The sequence below is a fragment of the Stenotrophomonas sp. 22DLJC03 genome, from assembly GCF_056861405.1.
This window is the reverse complement of record NZ_JBSPUG010000001.1, coordinates 930,141-948,877: the sequence shown is the minus strand read 5'-3', so window position 1 is coordinate 948,877 and position 18,737 is coordinate 930,141. Positions and strand designations below refer to the sequence as shown.

At 66.7% G+C, this 18,737-nt stretch carries 18 protein-coding genes; 9 read left to right on the top strand and 9 right to left on the bottom strand.

The window, feature by feature from the left end; genetic code table 11:
• Nucleotides 1–7: 7 nt before the first annotated feature.
• The 4 genes from lspA to murJ all read right to left on the bottom strand — a co-directional run bounded on the left by lspA (nucleotide 8) and on the right by murJ (nucleotide 5,987).
• Nucleotides 8–532, bottom strand: coding sequence for a signal peptidase II (gene lspA / locus AC13GA_RS04430; protein ID WP_046983300.1), 525 nt, complete (start codon nucleotides 530–532; stop codon nucleotides 8–10).
• Nucleotides 532–3,363, bottom strand: coding sequence for an isoleucine--tRNA ligase (gene ileS / locus AC13GA_RS04425; protein ID WP_046983301.1), 2,832 nt, complete (start codon nucleotides 3,361–3,363; stop codon nucleotides 532–534). The genes lspA and ileS overlap by 1 nt, the downstream gene beginning before the upstream one ends.
• Complete coding sequence (locus AC13GA_RS04420) at nucleotides 3,360–4,307, bottom strand: bifunctional riboflavin kinase/FAD synthetase (protein WP_046983302.1); 948 nt, start codon at nucleotides 4,305–4,307, stop codon at nucleotides 3,360–3,362. Before AC13GA_RS04420 ends, ileS begins: the two co-directional genes overlap by 4 nt.
• Nucleotides 4,308–4,382: 75 nt before the next feature.
• The gene (gene murJ / locus AC13GA_RS04415) at nucleotides 4,383–5,987 is read right to left on the bottom strand and encodes a murein biosynthesis integral membrane protein MurJ (RefSeq protein WP_046983303.1); all 1,605 of its coding nucleotides are present in this window, start codon (nucleotides 5,985–5,987) and stop codon (nucleotides 4,383–4,385) included.
• 117 nt (nucleotides 5,988–6,104) lie between these two features.
• On the opposite strand from murJ, the gene rpsT reads away from it, so the two are divergent.
• Nucleotides 6,105–6,374, top strand: coding sequence for a 30S ribosomal protein S20 (rpsT, locus tag AC13GA_RS04410; protein ID WP_004148449.1), 270 nt, complete (start codon nucleotides 6,105–6,107; stop codon nucleotides 6,372–6,374).
• A 178-nt stretch (nucleotides 6,375–6,552) separates the two neighbouring features.
• Here the strand turns inward: rpsT and cgtA are convergent, their stop codons facing one another.
• The 3 genes from cgtA to rplU all read right to left on the bottom strand — a co-directional run bounded on the left by cgtA (nucleotide 6,553) and on the right by rplU (nucleotide 8,414).
• Nucleotides 6,553–7,605, bottom strand: a complete 1,053-nt coding sequence (gene cgtA, locus AC13GA_RS04405; RefSeq protein WP_482997595.1) for an Obg family GTPase CgtA — start codon at nucleotides 7,603–7,605, stop codon at nucleotides 6,553–6,555.
• 216 nt (nucleotides 7,606–7,821) lie between these two features.
• Nucleotides 7,822–8,085, bottom strand: a complete 264-nt coding sequence (rpmA, locus tag AC13GA_RS04400; RefSeq protein ID WP_004148333.1) for a 50S ribosomal protein L27 — start codon at nucleotides 8,083–8,085, stop codon at nucleotides 7,822–7,824.
• A gap of 11 nt (nucleotides 8,086–8,096) precedes the next feature.
• Nucleotides 8,097–8,414, bottom strand: coding sequence for a 50S ribosomal protein L21 (gene rplU / locus AC13GA_RS04395; RefSeq protein WP_004148331.1), 318 nt, complete (start codon nucleotides 8,412–8,414; stop codon nucleotides 8,097–8,099).
• A 318-nt stretch (nucleotides 8,415–8,732) separates the two neighbouring features.
• Here rplU and uvrA point away from each other — a divergent pair, with 318 nt between their 5' ends.
• The 3 genes from uvrA to AC13GA_RS04380 all read left to right on the top strand — a co-directional run bounded on the left by uvrA (nucleotide 8,733) and on the right by AC13GA_RS04380 (nucleotide 12,953).
• Nucleotides 8,733–11,723, top strand: a complete 2,991-nt coding sequence (gene uvrA / locus AC13GA_RS04390; RefSeq protein ID WP_136638356.1) for an excinuclease ABC subunit UvrA — start codon at nucleotides 8,733–8,735, stop codon at nucleotides 11,721–11,723.
• Nucleotides 11,723–12,130: an acyl-CoA thioesterase gene (locus AC13GA_RS04385; RefSeq protein WP_136638357.1), complete on the top strand. Its 408-nt coding sequence runs from the start codon at nucleotides 11,723–11,725 to the stop codon at nucleotides 12,128–12,130. The genes uvrA and AC13GA_RS04385 overlap by 1 nt, the downstream gene beginning before the upstream one ends.
• A 97-nt stretch (nucleotides 12,131–12,227) precedes the next feature.
• Entirely contained in the window at nucleotides 12,228–12,953 is a 726-nt protein-coding gene (locus AC13GA_RS04380) for an enolase (protein WP_482997594.1), read from the top strand.
• Nucleotides 12,954–13,007: 54 nt separating this feature from the next.
• Here the strand turns inward: AC13GA_RS04380 and AC13GA_RS04375 are convergent, their stop codons facing one another.
• Nucleotides 13,008–13,454 carry a copper chaperone PCu(A)C gene (locus AC13GA_RS04375; RefSeq protein WP_136638359.1) on the bottom strand — a complete coding sequence of 149 codons (447 nt, stop codon included), beginning with the start codon at nucleotides 13,452–13,454 and terminating at the stop codon, nucleotides 13,008–13,010.
• A gap of 34 nt (nucleotides 13,455–13,488) precedes the next feature.
• On the opposite strand from AC13GA_RS04375, the gene AC13GA_RS04370 reads away from it, so the two are divergent.
• From AC13GA_RS04370 to AC13GA_RS04355, 4 genes are all read left to right on the top strand, one after another.
• Nucleotides 13,489–14,265: an enoyl-CoA hydratase/isomerase family protein gene (locus AC13GA_RS04370; protein WP_012510409.1), complete on the top strand. Its 777-nt coding sequence runs from the start codon at nucleotides 13,489–13,491 to the stop codon at nucleotides 14,263–14,265.
• A gap of 99 nt (nucleotides 14,266–14,364) precedes the next feature.
• Nucleotides 14,365–15,285 carry an acyl-CoA thioesterase II gene (gene tesB / locus AC13GA_RS04365; protein WP_004148214.1) on the top strand — a complete coding sequence of 307 codons (921 nt, stop codon included), beginning with the start codon at nucleotides 14,365–14,367 and terminating at the stop codon, nucleotides 15,283–15,285.
• A 4-nt stretch (nucleotides 15,286–15,289) separates the two neighbouring features.
• On the top strand, nucleotides 15,290–15,799 hold the full coding sequence (locus AC13GA_RS04360) for a pathogenicity-like protein (RefSeq protein ID WP_046988009.1): 510 nt from the start codon (nucleotides 15,290–15,292) through the stop codon (nucleotides 15,797–15,799).
• A 174-nt stretch (nucleotides 15,800–15,973) separates the two neighbouring features.
• Entirely contained in the window at nucleotides 15,974–17,191 is a 1,218-nt protein-coding gene (locus tag AC13GA_RS04355) for an RNA polymerase sigma factor (RefSeq protein ID WP_482997593.1), read from the top strand.
• A gap of 51 nt (nucleotides 17,192–17,242) precedes the next feature.
• On the opposite strand, the gene AC13GA_RS04350 is transcribed toward AC13GA_RS04355, so the two are convergent.
• Complete coding sequence (locus AC13GA_RS04350) at nucleotides 17,243–17,806, bottom strand: EF-hand domain-containing protein (RefSeq protein ID WP_253079758.1); 564 nt, start codon at nucleotides 17,804–17,806, stop codon at nucleotides 17,243–17,245.
• Nucleotides 17,807–17,962: 156 nt separating this feature from the next.
• Here AC13GA_RS04350 and AC13GA_RS04345 point away from each other — a divergent pair, with 156 nt between their 5' ends.
• Nucleotides 17,963–18,718: an arginyltransferase gene (locus AC13GA_RS04345; protein WP_482997592.1), complete on the top strand. Its 756-nt coding sequence runs from the start codon at nucleotides 17,963–17,965 to the stop codon at nucleotides 18,716–18,718.
• Nucleotides 18,719–18,737: the final 19 nt, after the last annotated feature.

Below are 18,737 nucleotides of genomic sequence, written 5' to 3'. Positions count from 1 at the left end.
GGCCGGCTTACGGTTTCGGATTGGCATTATCCGCCTTTTTGGCGGACTTGCCGTCGAACAGGCCGAACAGGGCGATGCCGACGGCACCGACCACGATGGCCGAATCGGCGATGTTGAACGAGGGCCAGGTGTAGCTGCCCACGTACCACTGGATGAAATCGACCACGTGGCCGTGCACCTGGCGGTCGATCACGTTTCCGATGGCGCCGCCGATGATCAGCGCATACGGCACCGCCGCCTTCCAGTTGCCACGGGCGGTGCCGCGCAGCCACCAGGCCATCAGGCCACTGATGGCGATCGCCAGCACGGTGAAGAAGTGCTTCTGCCAGCCACCGGCGTCGCTCAGGAAACTGAACGCCGCACCGGTGTTGTAGGTGCGGTACCAGTTCCAGAAGCCGTCGATGACCACCACCGGCTGGAACTCCGGCAGGCTCGACAGGACCCACGCCTTGGACCACTGGTCCAGGCCGATGATGGCCGCCGACAGCAGCAGCCAGACCAGGGCGTTCGGATGCGGACGGGGCGCGGCCATCAGAACCAGCTCCGCACTTCACCGGCGCCGGTGATGTTGCTCACGCAGCGGCCGCACAGTTCCGGATGGTCGGCGTTGCTGCCGACGTCGGCGCGGTGGTGCCAGCAGCGCACGCACTTGGCCTTGGTGGTCGGCTGGGCACTGACGAATACCTCGTCGGTGGTTGCCGGGCGCACCTGCACGTCGCCGCTGATGAACAGGAAACGCAGTTCATCGGCCAGCGGCTGCCAGCGCGCGGCCTGCTCTTCGCTGGCGGCGATGGTGATCTCCGCTTCCAGCGCGGCACCGATGGCGCCGTTGGCACGCATCGGCTCGAGCACCTTGGCCACCTGCTCGCGCACGGCCAGCAGCTGGTCGAAGTCGGCGGCGTTGAGCTGGGCATCGGCCGGCAGCGGCGCCAGGCCGTCGTACCAGGTGGTGAACAGCACATGCTCGGCGCGTTCGCCCGGCAGGTAGCCCCACAGCTCGTCGGCGGTGAAGGTTAGGATCGGCGCGACCCAGCGGGTGAATGCTTCGGCGATGTGGTACATCGCGCTCTGTGCCGAACGGCGACCGCTGGAATCGGTCGGCATCGTGTACAGGCGATCCTTGGTCACGTCCAGGTACAGCGAGCCCAGGTCCACGCTGCAGAAGTTCAGCAGCAGCTGCACGATCTCGGCCATGTTGTAGCCGTCGTAGGCCGCCTTGATCTTCTCCTGCAGCTCCCACGCGCGATGCACGATCCAGCGGTCCAGCGCGACCATCTGGTCCAGCGGTTGCAGGTGCTGGGCCGGATCGAAACCGTCCAGGTTGCCGAGCAGGAAGCGCGCGGTGTTGCGCAGGCGGCGGTAGGCGTCGGCGTTGCGCTTGAGGATTTCCTGCGACAGCGACATCTCGTTGCTGTAGTCGGCCGAGGCGATCCACAGGCGCAGGATGTCCGCGCCCAGCTTGTTCATGATGTCCTGCGGCTCGATGCCGTTGCCCAGCGACTTGGACATCTTGCGGCCGTGCTCGTCCACGGTGAAGCCGTGGGTCAGGCACTGCTTGTACGGCGCGCGTTTGTCGATCGCCACGCCGGTCAGCAGCGAGGACTGGAACCAGCCGCGGTGCTGGTCGGAACCTTCAAGGTACAGGTCGGCCGGCTTGCCGAAGCCACGCGCCGCAAGCACGCCTTCATGGGTCACGCCCGAGTCGAACCAGACATCGAGGATGTCGGTGACCTTCTCGTAGTCGGCCGCTTCAGCGCCCAGCAGTTCGGCGGCATCCAGCGAATACCACACGTCGATGCCCTCGGCTTCGACGCGGTCGGCGACCTGCTGCATCAGCTCCACCGAACGCGGGTGGATCTCGCCGGTCTGGCGATGAGTGAACAGTGCGATCGGCACGCCCCAGGTGCGCTGGCGCGAGATGGTCCAGTCCGGGCGGCCATCGACCATGCTCTGGATGCGTGCCTTGCCCCAGCTCGGGAACCAGCCCACGTTGTCGATGGCGGCCAGCGCATCGTTGCGCAGGTTGGCCTTGTCCATCGAGATGAACCACTGCGGGGTGGCGCGGAACACCACCGGCGTCTTGTGGCGCCAGCAATGCGGGTAGCTGTGGCGGATCGGGTGGAAGGCCAGCAGCGCGCCGTTGTCGCGCAGCACGCCGACGATGGCCTCCTGCGCCTTCCACAGGTGCTGGCCGGCCAGCACCACGTCACCGGCCGGCGGGGTCGATTCCAGGTACACGCCACGGCCATCGATCGGGGTCACCTGGCCGGCGTTGTACTTGTCCAGCAGGCCGTACTTCTGGCTGACCACGTAATCTTCCTGGCCGTGGCCGGGGGCGGTGTGCACCGCACCGGTACCGTCCTCATCGGACACATGCTCGCCGTTGAGCACCAGGATCCCGCGCTCCGGGTAGAACGGGTGCGCCAGCAGCTGGTTTTCCAGCGCCGAACCGTCCGCCTCACCGTGCAGCACCACCGCTTCCACGCCGTAGCGCTGCAGTGCGCGCTCGGCCAGGGCGGCAGCCAGCACCAGCCAGCGGCGCTTGCCGTTGTTGGCCGGGCCTTCGGCCAGCACGTAGCGGATGTCCGCGCCCAGCGAAACGGCCAGCGAAGCCGGCAGCGTCCACGGCGTGGTGGTCCAGATCGGCACAGCCACTTCGACATCGGCCGGCACGCTCACGCCGAACGCCTGGCCGATGGCCTGCGCGTCGCGCGCGGTGTAGGCCACGTCGATCGCCGGCGATTCCTTTTCCTGGTACTCGATCTCGGCCTCGGCCAGCGCCGAGCCACAGTCGAAGCACCAGTACACCGGCTTCGCACCACGCAGCAGGTGGCCGTTGGCCACGACCTTGGCCAGCGCACGGATCTCGTTGGCTTCGAAGTCGAAGCTCAGGGTCTTGTACGGGTTGTCCCAGTCACCGGTCACGCCCAGGCGCTTGAAGTCCACGCGCTGGATGTTGATCTGCTCTTCGGCGAACTCACGGCACTTCTGCCGGAACTCGACGGCGTCGAGCTTGGTGCCGACCTTGCCCCACTTCTTCTCGACCGCGATCTCGATCGGCAGGCCGTGGCAGTCCCAACCCGGCACGTAGGGCGCATCGAAGCCGGCCAGGTAGCGCGACTTGACGATGATGTCCTTCAGGATCTTGTTGACCGCGTGGCCCAGGTGGATGCGGCCGTTGGCGTACGGCGGGCCGTCGTGCAGCACGAACAGCGGGCGGCCGGCGGCGTTGTCGCGCAGCTGCTGGTAGAGCCCCTGCTCTTCCCACCGCGCCAGAATGCCCGGCTCGCGCTTGGGCAGGTCGCCGCGCATCGGGAATTCGGTGGCTGGCAGGTTCAGGGTGGTCTTGTAGTCCTGGCTCACGCAGTGGCTCGCAATCTATGTTCGGAAAGGATGGCGCGCGCCTGTTCGGCGTCACGGTGCATCTGGTCGGTCAGCGCCGCCAGATCATTGAATTTTTCTTCGTCGCGCAGCTTGGCGACGAATTCGACTTCGATGTGGCGCCCGTACAGATCGCCCTGGAAATCGAACAGGTGGGCTTCCAGCAACGGCTCCACACCCTCCACTGTCGGCCGCGTGCCGAAGCTGGATACCGAAGGCCACGGCTGGTCGAACACGCCGTGCACCCAGGTTGCGTAGATGCCCGACAACGCCGGGGTCTTCGGGAAACGCAGGTTGGCAGTGGGGAAGCCCAGCGTACGGCCAAGCTGGCGCCCACGCACCACCCGGCCGCTGATCGCATACGGGCGGCCGAGCAGGTCGCCCGCACGGGCGAAGTCGCCGTCCTGCAGCAGCTGGCGGATGCGGGTGCTGGAAATGCGCTCGCCATGCAGGTCGACCGCTTCGATCTCGCCAGCGCTGAAACCGAGCTCGGCGCCGAGCTTCTGCAGCAGGGCCAGGTCGCCGCGACGGCGGTTGCCGAAACAGAACTCCGGACCGATCCAGACCTCACGCGCACTCAGGCGATTGACCAGCAGCTGGCGCACGAACGTCTCGGCCGGCATCGCCGCCATCGCTGCGTCGAAACGCAGCAGGCCGATCGCATCGACGCCGAGCTCGCGCAGGATCTCGACCTTGCTGCGCGCCAGGGTCAGCCGCGGCGGCGGCGTGCCCTGGGCGAAGAATTCACGCGGCAACGGCTCGAACGCCACGGCAACCGCGGCCACGCCCAAGGCGCGCGCGCGGGCAACCGCGTGGCGGACCAGCGCACGATGGCCCAGATGGAGGCCGTCGAATGCACCGATACAGACCACGCTTCCGTTGGGGAACAGCTCCCCGCCCTCGACGCTTCTGAACAGCCTGCTCATCAACTCTCGTTCCGGCCCAACCGGGGCCGCCGCTTCAATGGTGTAACCCTGAAGTATAGCCGCCACGGGCCGTGATCAATGCCCGCGCAGGTCGCGCGGGCGGAAGCCCATCGCCACCATGGCCACCGCATAGGTCGCGCCACCGCCACCGACCAGCAGTGCCAGTGCGCCGATCCGCTCCCATGCACCCATTGCCGAGAAGCCCGGCAGCCAGTACAGCAGGGCCAGCAGTACGCCGACCATGGCCGCGCAGGCCAGCAGCAGGCGTACCAGATAGCCGCCCCAACCCGGCCGACGCTGGTAGACATCGGTCTTGCCCAGCCAGTACCAGAGCAGGCCAAGGTTCAGGTAACTGGACAGCGCGCTGGCAATGCCCAGCGCCAGGTGCAGGCCCGGCTGCTTGCCGATGGCGGCCATCACGCCCTGCGCCTTCAGTTCGTCGGGCACCATCACCTGGTACAGCACCGCCAGCAGGGCGAAGTTGAACACCATGTTGGCCACCAGTGCGACCACGCCGGCGCGCACCGGGGTCTTGGTGTCCTGGCGCGCATAGAACGCCGGCAGCACCACCTTCAGCAAGGCGAACGCCGGCAGGCCGAAGCTCAAGCCGTACACCGACAGCGCGGTCATGCGGGTATCGAAGGCGCTGAACTGGCCGTGCTGGAAGATGGTCGCGATCAGCGGTTCAGCCAGCAGCAGCAGGCCCAGCATGGCTGGCACCGAAATCAGCAGGGTCATGCGCAGGCCCCAGTCCAGCGAGCGCGAGAAGCCCTCGCGGTCGGTGCTCACGTGATGACGAGCCAGCGCCGGCAGGATCACCGTACCCAGCGCCACGCCGAACACGCCCAGCGGCAGCTCCAGGAAGCGATCGGCCAGCGACAGCCAGGACTGCGAGCCGTCGGTCAGCTTGGCGGCGATGACGGTGTCCAGCAGCAGGTTGATCTGTGCCACCGAGGAACCAAACAGGGTCGGCACCATCAGCGTCATCACCTTGCGCACGCCCGGATGGGTCCATCCCCAGCGCGGCAGGGTCAGCAGGTTGATGCCTTTCAGCGAGGGCAGCTGGAACAGCAGCTGCAGGATGCCTGCGGCCAGCACCGCCCAGCCCAGGGCCAGGATCTGCTTTTCCGGGGTACCGCCCAACCGCGGGGCCAGCCACAGCGCACCGGCGATCATGCACAGGTTGAGGATGACCGGGGTCAGCGCCGGCATGGCGAAGCGCTGGAAGCTGTTCAGCGCACCACCGGCCAGTGCGGTCAGCGAGACAAACAGCAGGAACGGGAAGGTCAGGCGGAACAGGTCGACCAGCAGGCCCTGCTTCACCGGGTCGGTATCAACGCCACTTGAGAAGACCGAGGCCAGCTGCGGGGCGAAGATCAGCGCCAGCGCGGTCACCAGCATCAGGATGCCGCCCAGGGTACCGGCGGTGCGGGCCATCAGCTCGCGCAGCTCGGCGTGACTGCGGGTTTCCTTCACTTCCGTGAACACCGGCACGAATGCGGTGGCGAAGGAGCCCTCGGCGAACAATCGCCGCAGGAAATTGGGTACCCTGAAGGCAACCCAGAACGCATCGGTAACCGCATTGGTGCCGAACGTGGTGGTGATCACCTGGTCACGGACAAGTCCGAGCACCCGCGAGACCATGGTCATGCTGCTGAACGACAGCAGGCCTCGCAACATCTTCGGTGAACTCACTCAGCGTCCCTCTTGACAATCGACTTGACGTGCATTTCTCGGGCCATCATACTAGCTAGCTAGCTGTTCCCATAACACCGATTTTTTCAGGAAACCACCACCGTGGCCAATATCAAGTCCGCCAAGAAGCGCGCCAAGCAGACCGTCGTGCGCAACGCGCGCAACGTGGCTCAGCGCTCGATGCTGCGCACCGCTGTCAAGAAAGTGATCAAGGCGCTGGACGCCAACGATGCCGCCGGCGCCCAAGCCGCCTTCGCCGTTGCCCAGCCGATCCTGGATCGCTTCAGCGCGCGTGGCCTGATCCACAAGAACAAGGCTGCCCGCCACAAGAGCCGCCTGAATGACCGCATCAAGGCCCTCGCGGCCGCCTGATCCGGTTGGTTGCCGGGGCTTCGGTTCCGGCAGCACGCAAAAGCCCGGCTTCGGCCGGGTTTTTTGTTGCCTGCACGCCCGGGGTCAGATCCCTTTTCCAGCGGAAAAGGGATCTGACCCCAACAACAAAAAAACCCGGCCGAAGCCGGGTTTTTCACGCGGAACCACAACGTCATCGTTACGCGTTGCGGGCAGCTTCCAGCTCATCTTCCTTCTGGCGATCAAAGAACGCCATGATCCGGCTCATGATCGGGAAGGTGCCTTCGCGCCCCAGCGCGGAAACCAGGAACCACGGCTCCTTCCAGCCCAGCTCAGCGACGATCTGCTCGGCCGCAGCCTTGGCCTCGTCCTCGAACATCAGGTCAGCCTTGTTCAGCACCAGCCAGCGCGGCTTCTGCAGCAGCTCCGGGTCATGCTTCTCCAGCTCACGCTCGATGGCACGTACCTGCTCGACCGGGGAAATGCCTTCCACGCCGCCTTCCATGGGGGAAATGTCCACCAGGTGCAGCAGCAGGCGGGTGCGCTGCAGATGGCGCAGGAACTGCGCGCCCAGGCCGGCACCGTCGGCGGCGCCTTCGATCAGGCCCGGAATGTCGGCAATCACGAAGCTGCGGTAGTTCTCCACCTTCACCACACCCAGGTTCGGGTACAGCGTGGTGAACGGGTAATCGGCCACCTTAGGCGTCGCCGCCGAAACGGCACGGATCAGGGTGCTCTTGCCAGCGTTGGGGAAGCCGAGCAGGCCGACATCGGCCAGCAGCTTCAGCTCCAGCTTCAGCGTGCGCTCTTCGCCCGGCTCGCCCGGCAGCGCCTGGCGCGGCGAGCGATTGGTCGAGCTCTTGAAGTGCATGTTGCCGAGGCCACCACGACCGCCCTGCGCCACCAGCAGGCGATCGCCATGCCGGGTCAGGTCGCCGATGACTTCGTCGGTGGCCACATTGATGATCACGGTGCCAACCGGCACGGTGATGGTCAGGTCTTCGCCACCCTTGCCATAGGCCTGGCGGCCCATGCCGTTCTCGCCGCGCTGCGCCTTGAAGATGCGGTCATGGCGGAAGTCGACCAGGGTGTTCAGGTTTTCGTCGGCGCGGATGTACACGCTGCCGCCCGCACCGCCGTCGCCGCCGTCCGGGCCGCCGAGCGGAATGAACTTCTCGCGACGGAAGCCAATGCAGCCGTTGCCGCCGTTGCCGGCGAACACTTCGATTTCTGCTTCGTCTACCAGTTTCATTGTTTCGATGCCTGCGATGGGCGCGGCCTGCGTGCCGCCGCCTTGCTTGAATGTCGGGCCGGATGTGCTCCGGCTGCCGGGGCTGCGCCCCGCGATCGGGCCGTGCCCGTTGTACCACTGATTCCAACGAAAAGCCCCGCCGAAGCGGGGCTCTTCATGCAGCGTGCGATTCGACCAGCAACACCATGCCGGGGCATGGCAGCCAGCCAAGCCTTATCAGGCTTCGACCGACACGACGCTGACGGTGCGACGCTTCTTGGCGCCCTTGACCGAGAACTCCACCTTGCCGTCCACGAGGGCGAACAGGGTGTGGTCACGGCCCAGGCCAACGCCGGAACCCGGGTGGAACTGGGTGCCGCGCTGACGCACGATGATGTTGCCGGCTTCGATGGCCTGGCCACCGAAGATCTTGACGCCGAGGTACTTCGGGTTGGAGTCGCGACCGTTGCGCGAAGAGCCTACGCCTTTTTTATGTGCCATGACCTATCTCCTTACTTGCTGCCACCGGCAATGCCGGTGATCTCGATTTCGGTGTAGTACTGACGGTGACCCTGACGCTTCATGTGGTGCTTGCGGCGACGGAACTTGATGATCCGGACCTTGTCAGCACGACCCTGGGACAGGACGGTGGCAGTGACCGCAGCGCCGCTCAGGGCGTCGCCGATCTTGATGCCATCGCTGTCGCCGAGCAGCAGGATGTTGTCGAACTTGATCTCGCTGCCGACTTCGACTTCGAGCTTTTCAATGCGGAGCTTTTCGCCCTGCGCCACGCGGTATTGCTTACCGCCGGTGACCAGTACTGCGTACATGACCAGACTTCCTCTGTAGTTATTGTGGTCTATGGACTGCCGCCATCGAGGGCGGACAGGAGCGGAATTGTACGTGGACCACCGGGGACGGGTCAAGTCAACCCCTGAACGGCTCTGGAGGCCGGGCCGGAACGGGGTCAGATCCCTTTTCACCGTGTGAAAAGGGATCTGACCCCCGCCTGTCGGGCGGTCTCAGCAGGTGAGACTCCGGGCTGGCATTGTCGCCCATTGCCCCCATCTGGTCACCTCGGTAGGCTGACCGATTGCCGTTCCCTGCTGGCCCGGCATCCAGCCAACGCCCCCACAACCGGATCCCCCATGGCGATGGATTTCATCCGCATCCGCGGCGCGCGGACGCACAACCTGAAGAACCTCGACCTCGACCTGCCCCGCGACAAGCTGATCGTGATCACCGGCCTGTCCGGTTCGGGCAAGTCCTCGCTGGCGTTCGACACCATCTATGCAGAAGGCCAGCGCCGCTACGTCGAGTCGCTGTCGGCCTATGCGCGCCAGTTCCTGAGCGTGATGGAAAAGCCAGACCTGGACCACATCGAAGGCCTGTCCCCGGCCATCTCGATCGAGCAGAAGTCGACCTCGCACAACCCGCGTTCGACGGTCGGCACGATCACCGAGATCTACGATTACCTGCGCCTGCTGTATGCCCGCGTCGGCACTCCGCGCTGCCCGGACCATGGCTACCCGCTGGAAGCGCAGACGGTCAGCCAGATGGTCGACCACGTGCTGACGCTGGATCCGGAGCAGCGCTACATGCTGCTGGCGCCGGTGATCCGCGACCGCAAGGGCGAGCACGCCCAGGTGTTCGACCAGCTGCGCGCGCAGGGCTTCGTGCGCGTGCGCGTGGATGGCGAGCTGTACGAGATCGACGAGGTGCCAGCGCTGGCACTGCGCCAGAAACACACCATCGAAGCGGTGATCGACCGCTTCCGCCCGCGCGAGGACATCAAGCAGCGCCTGGCCGAGAGCTTCGAGACTGCGCTGAAGCTGGGCGACGGCATGGCCTCGGTGCAGAGCCTGGACACCGCCGACAGCACGCCGACGCTGTTCTCCTCCAAGTATTCCTGCCCGGTCTGCGATTACTCGCTGCCTGAGCTGGAACCGCGCCTGTTCTCGTTCAATGCGCCGATGGGCGCCTGCCCCGGCTGCGATGGCCTGGGCATGGCCGAGTTCTTCGATCCCTCGCGCGTGGTCGTGCACCCGGAGCTGTCGCTGGCCGCCGGCGCCGTGCGTGGCTGGGACCGTCGCAACGCCTATTACTTCCAGCTGATCGCCTCGCTGGCCAAGCACTACAAGTTCGATGTCGACGCGGCGTGGAATTCGTTGCCGGACAGCGTGCAGCAAGCCGTGCTGTATGGCAGCGGCGATGAAGCGATCACCTTCACCTACTTCACCGAAGCCGGTGGCCGTACCCAGCGCAAGCACCGCTTCGAGGGCATCATTCCCAACCTCGAACGCCGCTACAAGGAAACCGAGTCGCCGGCGGTGCGCGAGGAGCTGTCCAAGTACATCAGCGAACGGCCGTGCCCGGAATGCAACGGCGCGCGCCTGAACAAGGCCGCGCGCAACGTGTTCGTGGCCGACCGCCCGCTGCCCGAGCTGGTGGTGCTGCCGATCGACGAGGCACTGAAGTTCTTCAGTGAACTGAGCCTGCCGGGCTGGCGTGGCGAGATCGCCGCGAAGATCGTCAAGGAGATCGGCGAACGCCTCGGCTTCCTGGTCGATGTCGGCCTGGATTACCTGACCCTGGAGCGCAAGGCCGACACCCTGTCCGGTGGCGAGGCACAGCGCATCCGCCTGGCCAGCCAGATCGGTGCCGGCCTGGTCGGCGTGATGTACGTGCTCGACGAGCCATCGATCGGCCTGCACCAGCGCGACAACGAACGCCTGCTCGGTACGCTCACCCGCCTGCGCGACCTGGGCAACACGGTGATCGTGGTCGAGCATGACGAGGACGCGATCCGCCTGGCGGACTACGTGCTGGACATCGGTCCGGGCGCGGGCGTGCATGGCGGCGAGATCGTCGGCCAGGGTACCCTGCAGGACATCCTGGAGGCACCGCGCTCGCTGACCGGCCAGTACCTGTCCGGCAAGCGTGCGATCGAGATCCCCGCGCGCCGGCACAAGCCGAACCCGAAGATGACGCTGCACCTGCGCGGCGCCAGCGGCAACAACCTGAAGGGCGTGGACCTGGCGATTCCATCGGGCCTGCTGACCTGCGTGACCGGCGTGTCCGGCTCGGGCAAGTCGACCCTGATCAACGACACCCTGTTCTCGCTGGCTGCCAACGAGATCAACGGTGCCTCGCACCCGATCGCTCCCTACAAGGAGATCGATGGCCTGGACCTGTTCGACAAGGTGGTGGACATCGACCAGTCGCCGATCGGCCGCACCCCGCGCTCGAACCCGGCCACCTACACCGGTCTGTTCACCCCCCTGCGCGAACTGTTCGCCCAGGTGCCCGAAGCACGTGCACGCGGCTACTCGCCGGGCCGCTTCAGCTTCAACGTGCGCGGTGGCCGCTGCGAGGCCTGCCAGGGCGATGGTCTGATCAAGGTCGAGATGCACTTCCTGCCGGACGTGTATGTGCCCTGCGATGTCTGCCACGGCAAGCGCTACAACCGCGAGACGCTGGAGATCGTCTACAAGGGCTTCAACATCAGCGACGTGCTGGAAATGACCGTCGAGGATGCACTGAAGCTGTTCGAGCCCGTGCCGTCGATCGCGCGCAAGCTGGAGACACTGGTCGACGTCGGCCTGAGCTACATCAAGCTGGGCCAGAGTGCGACCACGCTGTCCGGCGGTGAAGCGCAGCGCGTGAAGCTGTCCAAGGAACTGTCGCGCCGCGATACCGGGCGCACCCTGTACATCCTCGACGAGCCAACCACCGGCCTGCACTTCCACGACATCGAAGCGCTGCTGGGCGTGTTGCACAAGCTGCGCGACGAAGGCAACACGGTGGTGGTGATCGAGCACAACCTGGACGTGATCAAGACCGCCGACTGGATCGTCGATCTCGGTCCGGAAGGTGGCCATCGCGGTGGCACCATCCTGGTCACTGGCACGCCGGAAGACGTGGCGGCCTGCCCGCAGTCGTATACCGGCCAGTTCCTGGCCCGCATGCTGCCCTCCACCAGCGCGCGCCCGGACCAGCCCGCCGCTGTAGCCAACAAGCCCGATGCGCGCCCGCCGCGCAAGGTCAAGCCGGAGAAGCCGGCGAAGAAGGCGGCCGCTGCCAAGAGCACCGGCAAGGCCAGCAAGACCGCTTCGCCCCGCAAGAAGAAGGATGCCTGATGAGCAACGAGCACAAGATCCTGGCACGCGTTCCGATCAGCGTGCGCTGGCGTGACATGGACAGCATGGGCCATGTGAACAACGCCAAGTACATCTCCTACCTGGAAGAAGCGCGCGTGCGCTGGATGCTGGGTGTGGAAGGCGTGTCGATGACCGACCGCATCGCACCGGTGGTGGCCGCGACCAACGTCAACTACCGGCTGCCGATCGTATGGCCCAACGACATCCTGGTCGAACTGTTCGTCGAGCGCCTGGGCAACAGCAGCGTGACCATCGGCCACCGCATCGTCGACCAGCAGGACGAGTCGAAGCTGTATTCGGATGGCAACGTGGTGGTGGTGTGGATGGATACGCAGACCGGCAAGAGCGCACCGTTGCCGGACGCGATCCGCAGCGCCTCCAGCTGAAATGCCCTGGTAGGTGCCGACCTTGGTCGGCACGCTTCGGCGGCAATGAGGTTGCCGGCCAGCGGCCGGCGCTACCGATCCCGTTCAAAGGACTGACATGATCCACCAGACTGAACTGCGCGACCTGCTGCCCGGCATGGTCCCCTTCCCCGTCGACGTCTTCACTGCCGACCAGGCCTGGCTCGGCCAGCACCTGCTGCCGCTGCTGAAGATCGACCTGGGCGTACTGCGCCCGGAACTGGCCGGCCAGGTGGCAACGATGCTGTGCCCGATCGAGCCGTATGACGGCTGCATCGGCGAGACCACCGAAGAGCACCACAACGCGTTCACCGGCACCAACTGGATCGCCTTCGAGCTGACCGCTTGCAACGAGATGCGCTTCCTCGGCAACGAGGGTTATTTCATCGGCGATGCGGTGCAGGACAAGGATGCGCAGGAGCACATCGCGCAGATGCGCGAGAGCTACGCCAAGGCCCGCGATTACCATGCCACGCACGGTCGCCTCGCCTGCTACTCGCGCTACGGCAAGGGTGAGCCCAGCGAGCGCGATTATCTGGATACGCTGGGGGGACAGATTTCCTGCGGCAACTGGATCGAGACGGCTGACATCCCGAACGCCTTCACTCTGGAATTCACCGACGCCGCCAACGACCGGCATGCGCCGGATGATGCGGAGCTGGCAATCATCCGCCGCGATGGCAACACGTTCTTCGCAGTGGCCGAAGTGGCCGGCTACAACTGGTGCGCTACTGGCGCCGATGCGATCGTGATGCTGTACGAGCCGGTAAGCCGCACGGTGCTGTTCTCGTACGACTGGTCGTAAAGCCTCACCGCGCTACGCGCTCGCCGGGCATGGCCCGGCGGAACGGGCAGTGCCTCACGGGGCAGCCTTGCGCACGGTCAGCGTCGCGCTCGCTTCACTGCCGCCTTCCAGTTGCAGCCGCAGCGGCAGCGCCTGGCCTTCCTTCAACGGGCCCTTGCCCTGCATCAGCATCAGGTGCAGGCCACCGGGCTTGAGTTCAGCGCGCGCGCCCGGTGCCAGCGGCAGGCGCTCGATCGCGCGCATCCGGCTGACGCCATCGACAATCGTGGTCTCGTGGAGCGACACATCAGCGAAGCCGCTGCTGGTCGCCCCGGTGATCGCCACCGCCTTGCTGCAGCCGTTGTGGATCACGCCGTAGCCGGCGGTCATCGGCATCGCCGGGTTCGGCGGCAGCCGCGCCCAGCCCTGCTCCACCTTGACGCAGTCCGGTTCCGCCGCCGACGCCGATGCTGCGGCCGCACACAGAACCAACAGTACGCCAACGAATGGTTTGGTTATCATCGCCCAGGTTCCTTCTTCGCAACGAGACCGCAGCATGACGACGCTCATCGAGGTGATCAACCATGGCCCCATCCGCGAACTGCGCCTGGCGCGGCCGCCGGTCAACGCGCTGGACACCGAACTGTGCCGGCAGTTGATCCATGCCATCGAGCTGGCCATGGCTGAAGACGCGCACGGCATCGTGCTGTCGGGCAGCGAGCGCGTCTTCACGGGCGGCATGGACGTGCCGCACCTGCTCTCGCATGGCGATGACAAGCACAAGCTTCTGGACACCTGGAACGCTTTCTTCGGCGCCGTGCGCACGCTGGCCGAGAGCCGCATTCCGGTGGTCGCGGCGATCACCGGCCACGCGCCGGCCGGTGGCTGCGTGCTGGCCCTGTGCTGCGATTACCGGGTGATGGCGCGCAGCGCCGATCCGTCGCGCCCGTATGCGATCGGCCTGAACGAAGTGCAGGTGGGCCTGATCGCGCCGGAGGGCATCCAGCGCCTGCTGCGCCGCGCAGTCGGCGTGCACCGCGCCGGCGTCCTGCTGACCACCGGTTCGCTGGTGCCTGCCGAACAGGCCGTGCAGATCGGTCTGGTCGATGAACTGGCCGAGGGCGACCTGGTGGTGGCACGTGCGGTGGCCTGGCTGCAGAACCTGCTCAAGCAACCGCGCCAGCCGATGCTGCTGACCCGCGCGATTGCCCGTGCCGACCTGCACGTGGCGCTGCAACCGGACCTGATCCAGCTCGACCGCTTCGTCGAGGCCTGGTTCGCCCCGGATGCGCAGAACGCCCTGCAGGCGCTGGTCGCCCGGCTGGGCAAGTAACGGTCGCCCGCGCCCGGGGTGGCGCCCGGGGTCAGATCCCTTTCGCAATGCGAAAGGGATCTGACCCCTGACCGGTATAATCGGGCCTTCTTCATTGCTGTGGCCGCCCCCTTGAACGACACGCCCGAACCCGTCGTCTCCGAGCTGATCGACCTGCTCACCCTGGAGCGGCTGGAGGACAACCTGTTCCGCGGGCAGAGCCGCGACATCGGCACCAAGTACGTGTTCGGCGGGCAGGTGCTGGGCCAGGCGCTGGCTGCGGCGCAGGCCACGGTCGACAACGGCCGCCACGTGCACTCGCTGCACGCCTACTTCCTGCGCGCCGGCAACATCGACCACCCGATCGTCTACGACGTGGACCGCACCCGCGACGGCGGCAGCTTCTCGGTGCGCCGGGTCACTGCGATCCAGCACGGCAAGGTGATCTTCTTCTGCGCGGCCTCGTTCCAGCAGGCCGAAACCGGTGCCGAGCATCAGCACAAGATGCCCGAAGTACCGCAGCCGGAAGACATCGAGCCGAACCGCCCGCTGCCGGCTGAAGTGCTGGAACGGCTGCCGATCAAGGTGCAGCGCTGGCTGTCGCGCGGCGGCCCGTTCGAGTTCCGCCATGTCTATCCGCGCGATGAACTCAATCCGCCCAAGCGCCCGCCCTACCACCAGGTGTGGCTGCGCCTGAGCGAGCCGGTCGGCGATGCGCCCGAGCTGCACCAGGCACTGCTGGCCTATGCCTCGGACTTCCACCTGCTGGGCACCGCCACGTTCCCGCACGGCATCAGCTACTACCACCCGCACGTGCAGATGGCCTCGCTCGACCACGCGATCTGGTTCCACCGCCCGTTCCGCGCCGACGACTGGCTGCTGTACTCGCTGGACAGCCCCAGCGCGCAGGATTCGCGCGGTCTGGCCCGCGGCCAGTTCTTCACCCGCAACGGCGTACTCGTCGCCAGTACCGCGCAGGAAGGCCTGATCCGCGTCGTTCCCGACCAGGCAGCAGCGGCCGCCGTGCCGGCCAAGGATTGATCCGATGCGTCAGATTTTCAGCAGCCAGCGCGTGGAAACCGTCGAAGGCGTCGCCGAGCTCCTGCGCGAGCATGGCATCGAGGTCAAGGTGACCAATGGGCGCTCGTACAAGACCCGTCGACGTGGCCAGTTCAGCTATACCGAACTGGGCAACGCCAACGCCTACCCCGCTGTGTGGATCGTGCGTGCCGACGACCAGCCGCGCGCCCGCGAGATCCTGCGCGACGCACGCCTGCTCGACACCACCCGCCGCGATCATCCCACCGCCGAGTTCGCTTTCCGCGATGACGTCGCCGCCCCCAGCGGCGGCCGCGGCTGGGCCTGGCGCATCCGCATCGGCCTGCTGGTGATCATCGCCGGCGTGGCGCTGGTGATCGGCCTGCGCCATCGGGGCGCCCCGGCGCCGGTCGCACCGGCCGCTGCCCCGCAGGCCCAGCCGCAGCCGACGCAACCGGCCCCGCAGGCGGCACCGGAAGAGGAAGAAGTGCGGGTCCGGATCCAGCCCGCAAAGTAACCGGGTGCGGTAGCGCCGGGCCATGCCCGGCGAGCGCAGCGGCCTGCATCAGCAGCCGTGTCGCCCTGTAGAAGGGCCGCCGGGCATGGCCCGGCGCTACCGTGACAAATGACCGGTCACAAACCGGCACGCGGCTCCGTCATGGGACACAATCCCAGCAGGAGAGCCGCCGCCATGACGACCTTCGCCGCATTGATCGACCAGACCCTGGAACGCGAACTGCCTGCGGCCGCTGGCGGCTGCCAGCATGCCTATGGCCGCATCGTGCTGGCCTGCCAGAACACGGTCACCGCCATCGCGCTGGCCATTACCCGCGACCGCCAGGCCAGTGAGGACATCGCCCAGGAAGCGTTCGTGAAGGGCTGGCAGCAGCTGCATCAGCTGCGCAGCTCGACCAGCTTCCTGCCCTGGCTGCGGCAGATCACCCGCAACCTCGCCCGCGACTGGCTGCGCGCGCAGCGCGGCCGGCCACTGACCGGCGAGGCGGCCGAAGTGGCACTGGGCATGGCCGCCGATCCAACCCCGGGGGCAGCCGACCGCCTGCAGCGGGTGGAAGAAGAGATCGCCGCCGAGGACATCATTTCCGCGTTGCCGGCCGACAGCCGCGAAGTGCTGCTGCTGTACTACCGTGAAGGCCAGCGTTCGCAGCAGGTGGCCGACCTGCTCGGGCTCAGTGATGCGGCCGTGCGCAAGCGCCTGTCACGCGCCCGCGCGCTGGTGCGCGATGGCCTGCTGCAGCGCTTCGGCGAATTCGCCCGCAGCAGTGCGCCGAGCGCGGCATTCGCCACCGCCGTGGTGTCGATGGTGCTGGTCGCCGCGCCCGGCACGGCCAGCGCCGCGATCCTGCTCGGCACCGGCGTCGGCATCGGCGGCAGCAAGCTTGGCCTCGGCGGCGCCAGCGCTGCGGGCGGAACCGCGATGGGCTCGTTGACCGCCACGCTGGGCCAACTGCACGTGCTGCCGGCCGAAAGCTGGGGGGCGGTCATTGGCGGTGTGGTCGGTGGTGCGATCGGCAGCTATCTGGGCGGACGCTTCCTGATGTCGTACACCGAAACAGCGTCCGAGCGCGCCGACGTGCGCCGCTTCCTCTACCTCAACATCATCACCGGCATGTTCTGGTGCCTGGCGATCCTGCTTGCGGTACTGCTGCAGACACCGGTCTGGGCACAGCTGACGGTACTGGCCGTGGGCCTGGGGGTGGTCAACTACCAGTGCCTGGTGCCGCTGCAACGGGTGATGGCACCGATGATCGCGCGCGATTCGGCACGGCGCGGGCGCACCGGGACCAACTGGAAGTACGAATCCATGTATGGCCGCACCGGCATCATCGCGATGAACCTGATGGTCATCGCGCTGGTGCTGTATTCGCTGGCACGCAGCGGCCGCCTGTAACGGACAACGCCGGCAGTGCGCCGGCGTTGTCGTCGATCATTGCAATGAAACTCAGCGCTGCGGCTTCGGCGCGGCACCGTCACGCGGGCCGCCGTGGCGCGGGCCACCGTGCATCGGGCCCTTGGCGGCATCGAACTCGGCCTTGCTCAGCTGGCCATCCTTGTTGGTGTCGGCGGCGGCGAACCAGGCATCACGACGCTGCTTCATGCGCAGCTCGCGGTCAGCCTTGTCCAGGTAACCGTCCTTGTTGAGGTCGAGCTGGTCGAAGCGCGCGGCCAGGCGCGGATCGGCCTTGGCTTCCTCACGGCTGATGCGGCCGTCCTTGTTGACGTCCAGCTTGGCCCAGCGCTCACCGCCGTGGCCACCACGGCGACCATGCTGCCAGCGCGGCAGCTCATCGCGCGAGAGCTTGCCGTCCTTGTTCTTGTCCAGCTCGTCGAACTTCGCGGCCAGGCGCGGGTTGGCAGCGGCCTCGCTGCGGTCGATGACGCCGTCGCCGTTGGTGTCCAGCTTGGCCGGGCGCTGCGCCGGCGTGGTCGGGGTGTCGGCCGCGAGCGCGATACCGGTAGCGGAAGTGCCGAGCAGCAGGGCCAGCAGCAGGGGGGTACGGATCATGGGGTCACTCCTGGGGATGGGGATTGCGTCGGGGTGATCACTTCACCCTCGGGAGACAACAACGCCCGGGCGCGACATCGGTTGACGCCGCTGCCGATTCCATTCATCCGGCGGACAGTCGCCGCCACTGCGACAGGCTGGGGCTATGCTGTGCCCATGGCGATTCACGGCGACAGAGACGACGAACTGCGACTTTTCCAGACCGGCGAGCACCCCTGCGGGTACTGGTCGGACCGGGTGGCACGCGACCTGGTGCTGGACCCGCACGACCGTCGTCTCGGCGGCCTGTACCCGCTGGCATTGAGCTGGGGCTTCCGCCGCAGCGGCGACCTGGTCTACCGCCCGCACTGCGCACACTGCCAGGCCTGCGTGGCGGTGCGTATTCCGGTGGCTCGCTTCGCCCCCGACCGCAGCCAGCGCCGCTGTGCCGCCCGCAATGAAGACCTGGAAGTGCGGATCACCGCCGCCACCGCCCGCGACGACCTGTTCGCGCTGTATCACCGCTACCTCACCCATCGCCACGCCAATGGCGGCATGGATGACCACGGCCCGCACGAGTTCGAGCAGTTCCTGATCGGCAGCTGGTCACACACCCGCTTCATGGAAATGCGCCTGCCGGGCCAAGATGGCCAGCCCAGCCAGCTGCTGGGGGTGGCGGTGACCGACGTCACCGAGCATGGCCTGTCGGCGGTCTACACCTTCTTCGACCCGGACCATGCCGCGCGTGGGCTGGGCACCTTCGCGATCCTGCAGCAGATCGAATGGGCCCGCCGCGAGGGCCTGCCGCACGTGTACCTGGGCTACTGGATCCGCGGGCATCAGAAGATGGACTACAAACGGCGCTATCGACCGCTGGAAGCCTACGACGGCCGCCGCTGGCACGATTTCGACGACGAACTGGACGGACGCTGACAAACCACTGACACCGGGC